Below are 14,495 nucleotides of genomic sequence, written 5' to 3'. Positions count from 1 at the left end.
ACTGTTAAATTATCGAATTTAATCAGCTGTCCAATATTTGGGGAGTATTATAGTAGCAATTTTTTCTTCTCCCAAGATTTGATCACTCTTTAGCGTCACTATTTTTTTTGGCATACCATCATTCTCAACCGCATAAATGTTATTTGTAAATCTTTTATAGTATACACGTGATTTGTTTGAATGATACAGCCCGAACAGACTATAATTTACTATGTAACTCCGATCGTAAAAATGGTCTTTGTACTGATATCGCGATGAAAATTCATTCATCTTGATGTCAAACGTATTGAATAGATAGCTGAAATCAATATCGTCAAACGTTTTAAAGAGTATAATTTCATTGGCCTTATAAGGATTTAAGGAAAATTCTAGTGCTGGTGGTTCGACCCGCACTTCGTGTACCATACGCTCCTTATCATATTGAAGTACCTTTCTTGATTGCACATCATAAATGAATACATCCCCATTTTGATCAACATCAAAATCACTCAGTTCTATGTATTCACCGTAACCTCTGCCTCTATCATCAATTTTATATCTAAACTTTCCACTTGAATCAAAAACAAATAATGCGCCTGTGCCAAAGCGGTCTAAAATGTATATTGACTCATTTCTGTAGATTAGTTTGTTTATATCAGAAAATATCGACTGATCATTTGTTTCCAGAGGGAGGAATTCGTATGAATCAATCTGTAGCATATCTTCAACATTGGTATTACCATTCAACGTAATCTCACAATGATTTGCTGCAAGAGTTTCATTTTCAGTGGGTTCTTGTGTGTTGCAAGCCGTTAAGTTGATTAAGGTAACAAAAGTTAATACAATTAATTTATTCATGTTTAAATACTATACCGAACGCTTAAACTATTTATTTACTCATTCATTAAATTAATTCGGTGCCGTGGCAGGAGGCGGAGTAGGGGGCGGGGTGGGAGGGGTTACAGGTCTAGTTCCTCTCACACACTCGTTGTATCGTTGGATATTTAAGCAATTTGTAACATCAACTTTCCTATTTGGGTCATAATAGGTATAAGGATCGTATTCTTTTGGTTTAAATTCGCTGGCAGAGGCAGCTTGAGTTGTAACGTTCAACTTAGTGTCAAATTCAGGATATAATCCCATAGTAAGCAAAAATGATACAGATGCTAACACAAAACTTTTTTTTATTAATGTCATAATTTCTCTTAGTTAAAATGTATAATAATGGCGTTCGGTATAGGCTGTGTTTACAAACGCGATAATTACTAAATCTTAATTATCACATCTAATATTTCCCAATAATAATAAAAAAATATAAATATTCATGTATAGAAGATTCGATTTTTTAAAATTCTATTTCCCTATATAAGCTTGATAAGTAATGATTTATCAAAAATTATTTTTGTGCTATTTACTTTTTTCACATTTATTGGAAAGTGTTTTTGGAATGAATAAAGTTTAGAGAGTACTCGTATTTAACGTTTTCTCTCAGCTTTCTAGGTATGTTATATAACATTTTGTTAAACAGAAATCATCATTTTAATTTTCATGGAATTAGTATTTTTAATCATTATTGTGCAGATTTTGATAATGTTAAGGGTCAAGCTACCAAAATGGTACGGCTTCGTTATAAAGCACAACGGAATTATAATATATGTTACAAATAGGTTACAGTCCGTTTGCGTGACAAATTGAAAATTATGGCAACAGTTAGCGCCAAGGTGTTCAGTCACCACAATAAAGCAGATGGAACTTTTAATCTAAAAATCTGCATTCAAAACAAGGGATTGAGAAAGTATTTAGATACCTCTCACTTTCTAGTCAAAGAAACAACTGACTCATTGAACCGTTTTGAAAAATTATCGGGTATCCGTGCAGGTATCAACCCATAAACCTAAAGCGCCATTTGAAACGTTCTACCAATCCTTTAAAAATGGGCTAATCTAAAGCAGGCCACTCGCACCCCTGATCCTTATTGTGTTATGGGTTTTTGTTGCGTTAGGCTTGAGAGTTTTAGTATTCATACAAATTGTGAAAACCAATCAATCATTTATAATTTTCTGATTTTTAGGATTTAACATAATAGTTGATTCGCCGCAAACTTTAACATCATCCTCGGAAACGCTATGATACATATGTGAATTTAAGATGTGGTAGGGGATGGTTACAAATAGGTTACAGGATATTGTTTGTTAGGTTAAGAGTAATTACGTAAGATTCTCACTATGTGATATTTATTTCGCTGTTTAGGTGGTTTACTTATAAGTGCTCAAAAGACTAAAGATCTTATGGTTATCAACGGTATATCATCGACGAGATAGTCCAAAGCAGCACGCACACTTCTCAAGGGCAGTCCTGTACTGATTAATTATTGTTAAATAAAGTTTTTTCCGCGACGCACCTAGGTATATCGGCTTCGAGGCAATCGTAGCACATTTAATCCGAAAGGATAGTATGGTAGAGACAGGGAAGTTTACGTAAATAATTCCATCATTCTTTTGAAAGTACGTAGTGCTTTTGTTATCAGGTGGGATATTTCATAAAACCGTTCTGTTGTCATTCCATGAAACTAAGAGTAGTTGCTAGGTGCAATATAACGTGATCGTAGTTGGTACTTGACTAATAGTAAAGTGTCCCTTTTTTACTTTGTCAAAGGTTCAATGATATACAAGTGATCATTTTAGTAGTGACTGCCGAAAATATCATGTTGGCAATCATTGTTCCTGAATAATGTGAACAGAACCATTCATAGAGTTCTTCGTTCCATATTTTTAGAGACGTTTCAGTCAAATCCAGTCTTGGGCTGACAATTTCTATAAGAGCAAGGTCATATTTATTCAACCTATCTAATATATATTTCATGCGTGTCACCCGTGTCCCTGTCTGGGCGTATGATAACTGTATTGTAAGCAATTAGAGTAAATTTAACACCTACTTTGCTATTAGGGTACACACTTATAAGTTTGTCCAGCATTTCAAAAAGAATATGGCAACGTTTTTGAATACTGCCTCCATATGCATCACTGCAGTCGTTGGTATGGGGATATCTCCAAAAAATGGACGATGCCTGTCCGAAACTGGGGCTTGACAATGCAACAATTGCACATTAAATTTGGAGAAAGGATCAAAGCCTTAGGCGGATCCTTTTAATGTTCGGAGAGAAAAAACCTCAAACATTAAAAGAAGCTAGTGACACAGTTCATTTTTACACTCGCGCTTTTTAAGTTTAATAATTATCTGCGTGGTATCCAGTAAAACGCGGATGTTCAATGTGATTAAAGTTTGCGATTGCAGCTATAATATTCGACTTAGAGTTGTTTCTGTTATTGGTGAAATCAATTATTTTACAAAGAGGACATTTAATTTGTTGCGGTTTGCTGTATGAATATGATAATGGTTATATATTTGCGCTATAAACCGTCAAAAATGAAGGTTTTTACCTTAACGGAGCAAAATTTCTCACTGAAAAGCATGGTAAGAAAGAAAAAAAACTGCGAGAACACCTGTTTTATGTGTAAACACATCATCCCGGCATGGAAAGAGGTGATCAATGCCAATAGAGAAGTCATTAAATTAAAGAAAGGCGAGCAATTTATTCAAGAAGGCACTGCTGCCAGCGGTATTTATTTCGTGCAACAAGGCATAATCAAAGTATACAAGCAATGGGGCGCTAAAGAAAGTATTGTGCGCTTCGCAAAAAAAGGAAGTATCGTGGGTCATCGAGGTTTGTCCTCGGCACAAACACGATTCCCGATCTCAGCAGCAGCACTGGAGAATAGTGAAGTATGTTTTGTTCCATTAGATTTCTTTAGAACGGTGTTGAAAGGAAACCCAGAGTTTACTTATGAGATGCTGCTGTTTTATGCCGACGAGTTACAAATTTCTGAACAGAAGAGCAATAATCAGGTGCAGCTCTCTGTGAAAGGTAGATTAGCGTGGTGCATCCTGCAATTAGCACACGATATGGGAAGTGAAGAAGATGGCTATATCGGCATCAGACTTTCTAAAACGGATATCGCGTCGTATATCGGAAGCACCTACGAGAGCATCTACCGCATGATGCTGGAACTGGAGAACGAAAAAATCATCGAGACGGCCAATAAGCGCATCCGGATATTGGATCGTATAAAACTCAGAGATTATAGCTTGATCTAATCCCTGAGCGCTACCGCATCAACCAACCGCAAAGGATCAGGTAATTCCAGTCTTGATGACCATCATTTAAAATTTGTATCCAGTACCTGCACCCAATTTCCACTGCCCATTCGTCGTCGCTGTCTTTGGTGTGTAGAAAGTCGGTATCTGAATAGCGATCTTTTTCAATACGATCACCGTAGCGCCAAAGCCTAATGTTGGTGTAAAGATGGAATTCTTGACGGCTGCTCTATCTTCTTTGATCTTGATAGAAGGAAGTAAACCCAGCAGAATGCTGTAGGTTGGTTTGCTCCATTTGACCGCAGGTCCAGTACAATTTATATACGCGCCATCATCCACATAGCCCGCAACAATGATTCCCTCAAAAAGCTTCGTACTTACTGTTTTTTCTTGCCCTTTGGCAGATAAGACACATAAACACAGAAAGGTGATCAGGATGTTTAGAAAAGACATAACTGGAGGTTTATTTGGTAGATAATCGATGTGCCTTGGTGGTATGCGTGTAGTAAATCGCCATACCAGTAAATAGCAAACCGCCGACAATATTGCCTGCCGTGACGATCAACTGATTGTACATCCACCAATCGCCAATACTCACCTTTGCGCCAAACATCATGCCTGCCGGAATGACAAACATATTGACCACTGCATGCTCATAACCCAAGGCAAAGAAGATAAAGATGGGAATACCGGCAGCCAATATCTTGCCCAAGGTAGATTTGGAAGTCATGGACATAATCACTCCCATGCAGACCATCCAATTGCACAATATGGCTTTGACAAATGCGGAAAACAAACCAGGAGCGCCATGGCTGGCATATCCGATGGTTTTCTTTTCGCTGATGGATACCAATGCCTGCTCGATCACGCCAATCTCGCGTAATTGTCCGGATTCTGTGCTTGCCGCCCAAAATAACACGGCAAATAGTAAGCTGCCTACGAGATTGCCCACAAATACCCAAAACAAGTTTTTCAGCATGTTGCCGCCAGATATTTTCTTCTCCATCCACGCGAGTGGCACTAAAGCAAAACTCCCTGTCACCAGCTCTAAACCCAGTATGACGATAATGACAAAGCCGACAGGAAATACAAAGGCGCCCATAAGACTGAGCGAGGTCTGGGTAGTCGCCATTAGTGCAAGCGTGACCGAAATGGCGAGCAAAGCACCCGACAGGGCTCCACGTATTAATAAATCTCCGACGGATAATTTGGACTTGTTGACGGCTGTCGTCATCATGTTGTCTGCAACTTCCTGTGGCGTGATGTAATCCATAATGGTATGTTTTAGTGGAAAAAAATAGGTTAATTTTCTAACGAAATATAGACCAGTCCAGCTTCTACTTTTACTGGATAGGTGGCAATAGCACATTCATCGCCCGATAGACATTCGCCGGTGTCTAAGGCAAATGTTTTCTTGTGAAATGGACAAGCGACCTTTGGTGTGTCGCCAAGCGATCCGGTCATTCCTCGACTCAAAATCATCTGTTTTTTATGCGGGCATTCATTCTGGGTGGCGTACCATTCATTGCGGCGCTTGAAGTAAAATAGGGCAATTTGCTTTCCTCCAATTTGCACGCAAACTCCGCCATTCTCTACCGCATCATCGATATGACAGGCTAATTCCCATGCTGTTGTCGTCATTGTTTCCATAGATATATAAAAGTTAAATGGTTATGGTGTGATCACCGTATTCCAATCTGCTGCTTTCTTCTGTCCGCGCATTTCATCAAACTTGACGGTGTCGTCTTTTTGATCTGGCGCATTCACAAAGTGCACAAAACGCTTACGAATGTTTGGATCATTAACGGCAACCTTCCACTCACATTGATAGGTATTGACCAATGCTTGCATTTCGCGCTCCCACGTCTCGGCCATACCCAGACTGTCATTCACGACGACATTGCGCAGGTAGTCGATGCCGCCATCCATCTTATTTAACCAAGTGGCTGTGCGCGTCAATGGGTCGGCTGTGCGGATGTAAAACATTAAAAACCGATCTAAGTACTGAATACAGGTATCGCTATCGATATCGCTGGCCAATAGCAGCGCGTGCTGTGGTTTGCTACCGCCATTGCCACACACGTAAAGGTTCCAGCCTTTTTCGGTGGCGATAATGCCAAAGTCTTTGCTCTGTGCTTCTGCACATTCGCGAATACAACCGCTGACGGCAGACTTGAATTTGTGTGGTGCACGCACGCCACGATAGCGTTCTTCTATTTTGATCGCAAAAGAAACGCTATCATGCAATCCAAAGCGACACCAAGTGCTTCCTACACAGCTCTTGACTGTACGCAGGGCCTTTCCATAAGCATGTCCGCTTTCAAATCCGGCGGCGATCAGTTCTTCCCAAATAAAAGGTAGATCATTGACATGCGCACCAAACATATCGATCCGTTGGCCGCCCGTTATCTTGGTGTATAGATTGTATTTTTTCGCTACCTCTCCAATCACGACGAGCTTTTCCGGTCGTATTTCGCCACCGGGAATGCGAGGTACTACAGAATACGTACCGCCACGTTGGATATTGGCCAAAAAACGGTCATTACTATCTTGTGCCACATCATTGCCTTTGCCCAAGATCATTTCATTCCAAAGACTGGCAAGCAAAGAGGAAACCAAGGGCTTACAGACTTCGCAACCGTGTCCTTTCCCTAGATCGTCCAGTACTTCATCATAATGGTGTAGCTCATGTATCTTGATCAGATCAAACAATTCTTGCCTGCTATAATCAAAATGTTCGCAGATGGTATTGCGGATATATTTTCCTTGCTGCTTCATGGTGTGCGTCACCAGATCTTTGACCATGGGGATACAACCACCGCAACCCGAACCGGCTTTTGTACACTTCTTGACATCTTCTACATTCTCGCAACCAGGCTGAGCTAGCGCGTCACAAATCTGCGCCTTCGTAATGCCTTCACAGCTACAGATCAAAGCGGTATCGGGCAATGCATCTAAACCTGTTCCAGCAGGCTGGTTACTGACCTTTTCGTGAAAAAGCAACAACTCCGGATGTTCGGGAATGGGCATATTGTTATTGACGGTCTGCAACAGCATATTGTAACTGCTCGCTTCTCCTACCAAGATGCCGCCCAATAATCTTTTACCATCCGCACTGATATTCAATCTTTTGTAGATGCCCTTATTCTTGTCTTCGATATGAATCGTTCGCGCGTCTGGTTCGCAGATAAAAGGATCTCCAAAACTCGCGACATCTACTCCCATCAGCTTGAGTTTGGTACTCATATCAAAGCCTGAAAACGTTTTATGTTCTCCAACAATGGTAGAGGCAGCAATTTCGGCCATTTCGTAACCAGGCGCCACGAGTCCATAAATCATCTCCTCGTACAAAGCGCACTCCCCGACAGCAAATATGCTGGGATCAGATGTTCTCATATTTTTATCGACCACTATACCGCCACGGGCACCTGTTGCTAGCCCGATTTCTTTGGCTAGTTCGTCACGAGGTTTGATACCTGCCGATACGATTAAGATATCCGCATCTAGCGATGTCTCATCGGCAAATGCTAAACCGGTGATCTTGTCGTCTCCGAGTATCTGTGTAGTAGATTTATGCAGTAGACAATGAAGACCTAGTGTGCGCAACTTATTTTGCAGAGTGGCGCTTGCCGCATTGTCAATCTGCCTGGGCATTAGTCGTGGGGCGAATTCCACTACGGCAGTTTCTTGAATCTGAAGATCGACTAAGGCTTTAGCGGCTTCCAATCCTAATAAACCCCCGCCAATCACGGCGCCTTTGCGAGCACGAGGCGCATATTCTTTAATGCGATCCAGATCTTCAATCGTTCTATATAAAAAGACGCCTTCTTTATCTATACCGGGTATTGGCGGTACAAATGCAGCAGAACCGGTAGCAAATACCATAAAATCGTAGGAAATCCGCACACCATTCCTAGATTGCACTAACTTTTGGACAGTATCTATCGCTATGATGGGATCATTTAAATGCAGATCTATATTATTTGCAGAATACCAGTCGGGATCTGATAGGTAAAGATCATTAATTCCAGTGTTTTTAAAGTAATCTGTAAGATGTACACGATCATAAGCACGAATTGGTTCTTCACTAAAGATAATTAGGTTAAAGTGGTTTCTTTTCGCTAATAATTTTTCACAAAACTTGTGACCAACCATTCCATTACCTACAACTACCACTGTTTTTTTAATAATATTCATACAAACTGGTGTTTTCATGATTTATTTAAGCTAATGTAGGTTTAAATTTTTAATAAAATCAAATATTTTATGACTAAAATCATAAAAAAACATATTTTTGATAGAAATAAATTCAAATATCATGGATAAATCAGAAAAAACACTTTTAATAATCGGATCTGGGCCGGGAGATCCCGATTTTTTGACTGTAAAAGCATATAACACCTTAAAAAAATCCAAAATAGTACTGTTCGACAACCTTGTTAGCCAAGAAATACTCGATTTGTGTCCAGAAGATTGCAAAAAAGTATATGTAGGCAAGCATCCTTACGGCGAATACGTTCCACAGGAAGACATCAACACACTAATAAGTTATTATTGCAATCGATTTTCTACGGTTGTGCGCTTAAAAGGAGGTGATCCTTATATTTTTGGACGAGGATTTGAAGAATGGCTGCACGCAAAGAGCTTGGGAATCACTGTAGAGTACATTCCGGGAATCAGTAGCATGCAAGGCGCTGGCAGCAATGCTATTCCTCTGACTCATCGTGGCGTGAGTGAAGGCATATGGGCCTTGACAGGAATGAAAAACAATGGAGAAATGGCGGCAGACCTGATGCTTGCGGCTCAAAGTAATTCCACTGTGATCATCTATATGGGCATGCGAAAACTAACGGAAATAGCGCGAACGTATGTATTATATGGTAAAGGCGATACTCCGGCAGCTATTATACAGCATGCCACTCGTCCCAATCAAAAGATAGCAACTTGCTCGGTCAAAGATTTACAAAAAACGAGTCAACAACACGAAATGGCTCACCCTGCGATTATTGTTATTGGAGACGTGGTCAACCTCCAGCATACGTTATACAATAATATCCTAACTGATAGCAGGAGAGTTGTCTGAATACTGGATATCCTTTCATGCTATTAAACGATAAGATAATCACATAAAATTCAGGTGTTATTTTAGACAGTATCCAATTATAAGAGAAAGTGGTTGAATGGTGTAGTACTAAAAATATTTGATACTAATATGCAATTCGTTATCAAAAAAAACACTTGAAGACGCAAAGTCTGCGTCCTCCAAGAATAGCTATCCCAGTCAAAACTACACGTTAATTAAATAAAATATTTTATTTATCTGTGCTAATTTCACTTTAAATGCGTGCTGAATAGAATATGAAAAATAATGCGCATCATACTGTACATTACCACCAAAGACTTTTTGATACGACTCTGATTGTTTATTCAATTGCTAGATGTTGCGTATTTCAATTCGAACTATTTAGATTTTTTTCTCAAGTCGCCATTTGCAAGCATATTTCTACTTTATTTTTTCGATAGTGATGGAGCATAAGTCTATTATGTTTAATTATTAATGACTTTATTTAGTTTCTCGAAATTTGCTTCTACTTAGGTAGATGTAAAACATATGGTCGCAATAGTATATTGCGCAGCTTGTTTCATAGTTTTACTGCTGTTAATAGGAATCTGGAAAACAATCGAAAAAGTGATATCGTTTTCGCAACGGACAATCAAAAGTAAAGATACATTTAGTAAAGACCTTGTATTAGTAAGTGATGAAGCATTAAGATTGATGATGGAAAAATAACTATATTTACTTCGATATTAATCTAAACCCATTAGGTTGTACGCTCATCTTTCCAATAATAAAAGAAAAAAATTCACTCTCACCTATGAATACACATACAAGCTACCAGATAGTTGTCTTGTTTATTTCTCTGACTTTATTATACGCTTGTCAACCTAAAAATAAACATGAAAATGACCAGAAAACACACCGCACTGCAGCTTTCTGTTCAAGTGAGTTGCCGTCACGTTTTGGTGGTCAAGCTTCCAATAGTACAGATTCTACAGTTTTAAGTATAAAATCAGTGTCCCATAAGGGTATGAAATTTATTAAAGGCGGCAGTTTTATGATGGGTGCTACAGATAAAGATGGGAGAAATGATGAATATCCAGCACACAAGGTTAAATTGGATAGTTTTTGGATCGACGAAACGGAAGTTACTAATCAACAATTTGCCGAGTTCGTGGAGGCGACGGGTTATGTAACGACTGCAGAACGAAAACCCGACTGGGAAGAGTTAAAGAAGCAACTTCCATCAGGGACACCAAAGCCACCTGAGGATGTTTTAGTGCCGGCCGCATTAACATTCAAGGCTCCGGATAGACAAGTAGACCTGAACAATCCGGGCGGATGGTGGAATTGGACTGCTGGAGCAAATTGGAGACATCCACAAGGTCCAGATAGTTCGATTAAAGGCAAAGAAAATTACCCAGTTACCCAAGTTTCTTGGGATGATGCAGTGGCCTATGCAAATTGGGCAGGTAAACGCTTACCCACCGAAGCCGAATGGGAGTTTGCTGCAAAAGGCGGGCGAGATGATGCTATATATCCCTGGGGAAATGAACCTATTGAACAGGGTAAAGCTAAAGCGAATACCTGGCAAGGCAATTTTCCAATGAATAATACCGTGAGAGATGGATTTGCGTCAATTTCACCTGTAAAATCATTCAAATCAAATGGATATGGCCTTTACGATATGGCTGGGAATGTATGGGAATGGACTGCTGATTGGTACGACAAAGATTATTACGACTCTTTAAATGGAATAGTTTCGGTGAACCCCAAGGGATCACTAAATAGCAACGATCCAATGGAGCCTAACGTCCCCAAAAAAGTAACAAAGGGAGGTTCTTTTATGTGTCATGAATCTTATTGTACTGGATACAGGATTTCTGGAAGAATGAAATCATCGATGGATACTTCTCTGGAGAATACCGGTTTTAGATGTGTTTCTTCAAAGTAATTATTTTCTTCGGTCTGGATCGAGGTACTATTCATTGTTAAAATGACAGAAAAACAGATCGCAGATAGATAAAAGTAGTCTTTGTTGCTGCATACAAATTTCTATATCTTGATACAAATCGACAAAAAATTGAACTGCTGTGGAAGATAATTTTCATTTACTTTGATGGTGTGTTTTTTACCGTAAGATTATGGTAGATATTGGAAATTAGTCGTTTACGGAACAATAGCATGTCCGTGTTAATGTCGCGGGTATGACAATCTAACTTTTATGATGAAATATATTTTAGAACATAAGAGACTGTCTGGTTTAATACTAACACTTTTTTGCGTTCAGCTAGCGTTTGGCCAAACCAGCGCGAAAGATGGGCCTAACATAGTTCTTATCATTGCCGATGATCTAGGTTGGGGTGACATTGGGTTGTATGGAAATAAAGATGTAAAAACGCCAAATATTGACGCGTTGGGCAAAGCTGGATTGGTGTTTAAAAATATGTACGTGACTACCAGTAGTTGTAGCCCGAGTAGAAGCAGCATTATTACAGGCCGTTATCCACATAATACCGGTGCACCAGAATTACATGATCCGCTACCTAAAGATCAATTTATGTTTCCTGAAAAATTGAAAGATGCTGGTTATTATACCGCGCTTTCGGGTAAAAATCATATGGGTGCAGGAGTAAAAAAAGCTTTTGATTTGATATCTTCTGGTCAAGGTCCTGGAGGAGAAGAAGATTGGTTGAGTATACTGCAAGAAAGACCCAAAAGTAAACCCTTCTTTTTATGGTTTGCCGCTCATGATGCTCATCGTGACTGGCAGATCAATGATAAGGGCGTAGAGTATGATCCCGCGCAACTTAGTGTCCCTCCCATGTTGTACGATGGTGTCGACACCCGACAGGACTTGGCTTCTTACTATCATGAGGTTTCACGATTAGATTACTATGTGGGTGTAGTGGTGGATGAACTTAAGCGGCAAGAGGTATTGGAAAACACCTATATCATTTTTATGAGTGATAACGGCAGCCCTTTTCCAAGAAACAAGGTTCGGCTATATGATAGTGGCGTAAAAAGCCCCTTTATTGTGAATGGTCCGGGCGTGCAGATTGCAGAAACACAAGCGTTGCTAAGTGCGATTGACATTGCCCCTACACTACTGGATATTCTTGGTTTAAATAGAGATGAACATATACAGGGTGTCAGCTTTAATGAGGTATTACAAGGAAGATCGCAAACTATTCGAGACTTTGTGTTTACCGAACATAATTGGCATGTTTTTCAAGGTTACGAGCGCATGGTAAGAAACGGAAACTGGGTATATATTAGAAATGGTTTCCCAGAGCGCAGAGTGATGGCAACGGAGTCATCTAAATTATTCCCAGCGGGTAAAGAACTCTGGGAAAAACATCATGAAAGCCTTACTCTACCCACACAAGAAGATGTGTTCCTTGTACCAAGGCCGTCAGAAGAACTGTTTAATGTTGCTGAAGATCCATTTCAGTTTACCAACGTAGTAACCGTTGAAAAAAATCAGAAAATACTTAATTATTTGCGTGAAGCTCTGGATACATGGATCCTAGAAACAGGAGACTCTAAGCCCAAAGATCCGACTCCCGATCGTGATGATATTGATGGTAAAAAGTTACCCGGAGAATGGATTAGGGGAGAAAAGCCTGGCGATGCTCATAATGCCAGTCAGATTAAACTTTCTGGACCAATTTTACAAAAAGATATCAAAATGGAAAAACCTGCTGAGTTATCGTGCTTAAAAGTACATGATGAAATAAAGAAATGATAGGGCACCGCTAATTTGAGTATATCTTGCTACAGAGTACATAATTTAATGATCAATTATGAGTTTATATAAGTTTAAGGAAAAGTTTTCATTCCTGTTCGTATTAGTATTTCTGATTATTTCGGGTTTCACACAAAATGCTAAAAAACATATGGTTGATCCTGAGGGCTACCATAATAAGCCTAACATAATTATGATTTTTATCGACGACATGGGTTGGTCTGATCTTTCTAGTTTTGGCAATACCGAAGCCCAAACGCCTAACATCGATAAATTGGCATCTGGAGGAATTAGCTTTGACCAGTTTTATGTAAATGCTCCTATCTGTTCTCCTTCCAGAGTGGCAATTGCCACAGGCACTTACCCACAGCGTTGGAACATCACTTCTTTTTTATCTAGCCGAGATGATAATGCCCAGCGTGGAATGGTAAATTGGTTAGACACTTCTGCACCTATACTTGCCAAAGATCTGAAACAAGCAGGTTATGCCACCGGGCATTTTGGTAAATGGCATATGGGTGGTCAGCGTGATGTAGATGAGGCGCCCAAAATTACCGAATATGGCTTTGATGAATCACTGACCAATTTTGAAGGAATGGGGCCTAAATTATTGCCATTGACTAAGGATGCCACTGGAAAGGTCGGCCGAATTTGGGAAGATGCGCAGCGGCTCGGAGGGCCTTATAGCTGGATGCAGCGATCGGAAATCACTACCGGATTTATTGATGCCGCCATGGATTTTATGCACAGATCAAAGAAAGGCGGCAAACCCTTTTTTGTCAATATTTGGCCTGATGATGTTCATAGCCCATTTTGGCCCGCTTTCGAGGATTATGGACTGACGAAAGCAGATGGCAAAAGGGCCTTGTATTTGGCGGTGCTTGAAGCAATGGATAAGCAATTCGGAAAATTATTTGAATATATTAACCATGATAATGAGCTCCGTGAGAACACACTTATAATTTTTTGTTCTGATAATGGACCCGAGGATGGTGCCGGAAGATCTGGTGGTCTTAAGGGCTATAAGGGACATCTATACGAAGGAGGAATTCGTTCATCTTTAATCGTCTGGGGCCCTGGTTTTATTACTGACGATGTTGCTGGCACACGTAACAGTCGAAATTATTTTTCGGCCATAGATCTTAAGCCTTCAATTTTGGATTTCGTTGGGTTGAATGCAGTGGCGAATACGATAATGGACGGGGAGAATATATTGCCGATTCTGCTTGGTAAAGCTACAAAATCAAGACAATCGCCCATATTTTGGGCTCGTCCACCAGACAGGAAGAGTTTTAAAGATTTTGATAAGCCCCTACCTGATCTGGCTGTTCGCGAAGGGGACTTTAAACTCCTTTGTGATTTTGACGGCGAAAGACCGGAACTTTATGATCTCACCAAGGATCCCATGGAGAGCAACAATCTCTCTGCGCAATCTCCTATCAAAGTTAAACAGATGAGCAGAAGAGCTATCGAATGGTATTATGGTATAACCAAATAAAAGGTTTGTCGTTTTATAATTGCCTGTACATCTTTTTACATGACATGTACAGTACG

General features: G+C 39.9%; 11 protein-coding genes. 6 read left to right on the top strand and 5 right to left on the bottom strand.

Annotated features, from left to right (window positions below):
- Positions 1-18: 18 nt before the first annotated feature.
- Positions 19-837 carry a DUF4934 domain-containing protein gene (locus AC3IRT_RS08695; RefSeq protein WP_489395989.1) on the bottom strand — a complete coding sequence of 273 codons (819 nt, stop codon included), beginning with the start codon at positions 835-837 and terminating at the stop codon, positions 19-21.
- Between the two features lie 842 nt (positions 838-1,679).
- Between AC3IRT_RS08695 and AC3IRT_RS08690 the strand changes: the two genes are divergently transcribed.
- Complete coding sequence (locus AC3IRT_RS08690; protein WP_489395988.1) at positions 1,680-1,871, top strand: hypothetical protein; 192 nt, start codon at positions 1,680-1,682, stop codon at positions 1,869-1,871.
- 1,579 nt (positions 1,872-3,450) lie between these two features.
- On the top strand, positions 3,451-4,134 hold the full coding sequence (locus AC3IRT_RS08685) for a Crp/Fnr family transcriptional regulator (RefSeq protein ID WP_489395987.1): 684 nt from the start codon (positions 3,451-3,453) through the stop codon (positions 4,132-4,134).
- A 66-nt stretch (positions 4,135-4,200) separates the two neighbouring features.
- On the opposite strand, the gene AC3IRT_RS08680 is transcribed toward AC3IRT_RS08685, so the two are convergent.
- The 4 genes from AC3IRT_RS08680 to nirB are packed head-to-tail and all read right to left on the bottom strand — an operon-like array spanning position 4,201 to position 8,331.
- Positions 4,201-4,587 carry a hypothetical protein gene (locus tag AC3IRT_RS08680; RefSeq protein ID WP_489395986.1) on the bottom strand — a complete coding sequence of 129 codons (387 nt, stop codon included), beginning with the start codon at positions 4,585-4,587 and terminating at the stop codon, positions 4,201-4,203.
- 10 nt (positions 4,588-4,597) lie between these two features.
- A complete protein-coding gene (locus AC3IRT_RS08675; protein ID WP_489395985.1) occupies positions 4,598-5,407 on the bottom strand; it encodes a formate/nitrite transporter family protein in 810 nt (269 codons plus the stop codon).
- A gap of 29 nt (positions 5,408-5,436) precedes the next feature.
- The gene (gene nirD, locus AC3IRT_RS08670; RefSeq protein ID WP_489395984.1) at positions 5,437-5,775 is read right to left on the bottom strand and encodes a nitrite reductase small subunit NirD; all 339 of its coding nucleotides are present in this window, start codon (positions 5,773-5,775) and stop codon (positions 5,437-5,439) included.
- 30 nt (positions 5,776-5,805) lie between these two features.
- Entirely contained in the window at positions 5,806-8,331 is a 2,526-nt protein-coding gene (gene nirB, locus AC3IRT_RS08665) for a nitrite reductase large subunit NirB (protein ID WP_489395983.1), read from the bottom strand.
- A 121-nt stretch (positions 8,332-8,452) separates the two neighbouring features.
- On the opposite strand from nirB, the gene cobA reads away from it, so the two are divergent.
- The 4 genes from cobA (at position 8,453) to AC3IRT_RS08645 (ending at position 14,439) form a co-directional block, all read left to right on the top strand.
- Positions 8,453-9,217: a uroporphyrinogen-III C-methyltransferase gene (gene cobA / locus AC3IRT_RS08660; RefSeq protein ID WP_489395982.1), complete on the top strand. Its 765-nt coding sequence runs from the start codon at positions 8,453-8,455 to the stop codon at positions 9,215-9,217.
- Between the two features lie 793 nt (positions 9,218-10,010).
- Entirely contained in the window at positions 10,011-11,147 is a 1,137-nt protein-coding gene (locus AC3IRT_RS08655; protein ID WP_489395981.1) for a formylglycine-generating enzyme family protein, read from the top strand.
- 270 nt (positions 11,148-11,417) lie between these two features.
- A complete protein-coding gene (locus tag AC3IRT_RS08650; RefSeq protein ID WP_489395980.1) occupies positions 11,418-12,941 on the top strand; it encodes a sulfatase family protein in 1,524 nt (507 codons plus the stop codon).
- Positions 12,942-12,999: 58 nt separating this feature from the next.
- A complete protein-coding gene (locus tag AC3IRT_RS08645) occupies positions 13,000-14,439 on the top strand; it encodes a sulfatase-like hydrolase/transferase (RefSeq protein WP_489395979.1) in 1,440 nt (479 codons plus the stop codon).
- Positions 14,440-14,495: the final 56 nt, after the last annotated feature.

It is taken from the genome of Sphingobacterium sp. KH_072, from assembly GCF_057837975.1.
Note: the sequence above shows the minus strand (reverse complement) of the source record. Positions and strands in the feature narration are given on the sequence as shown.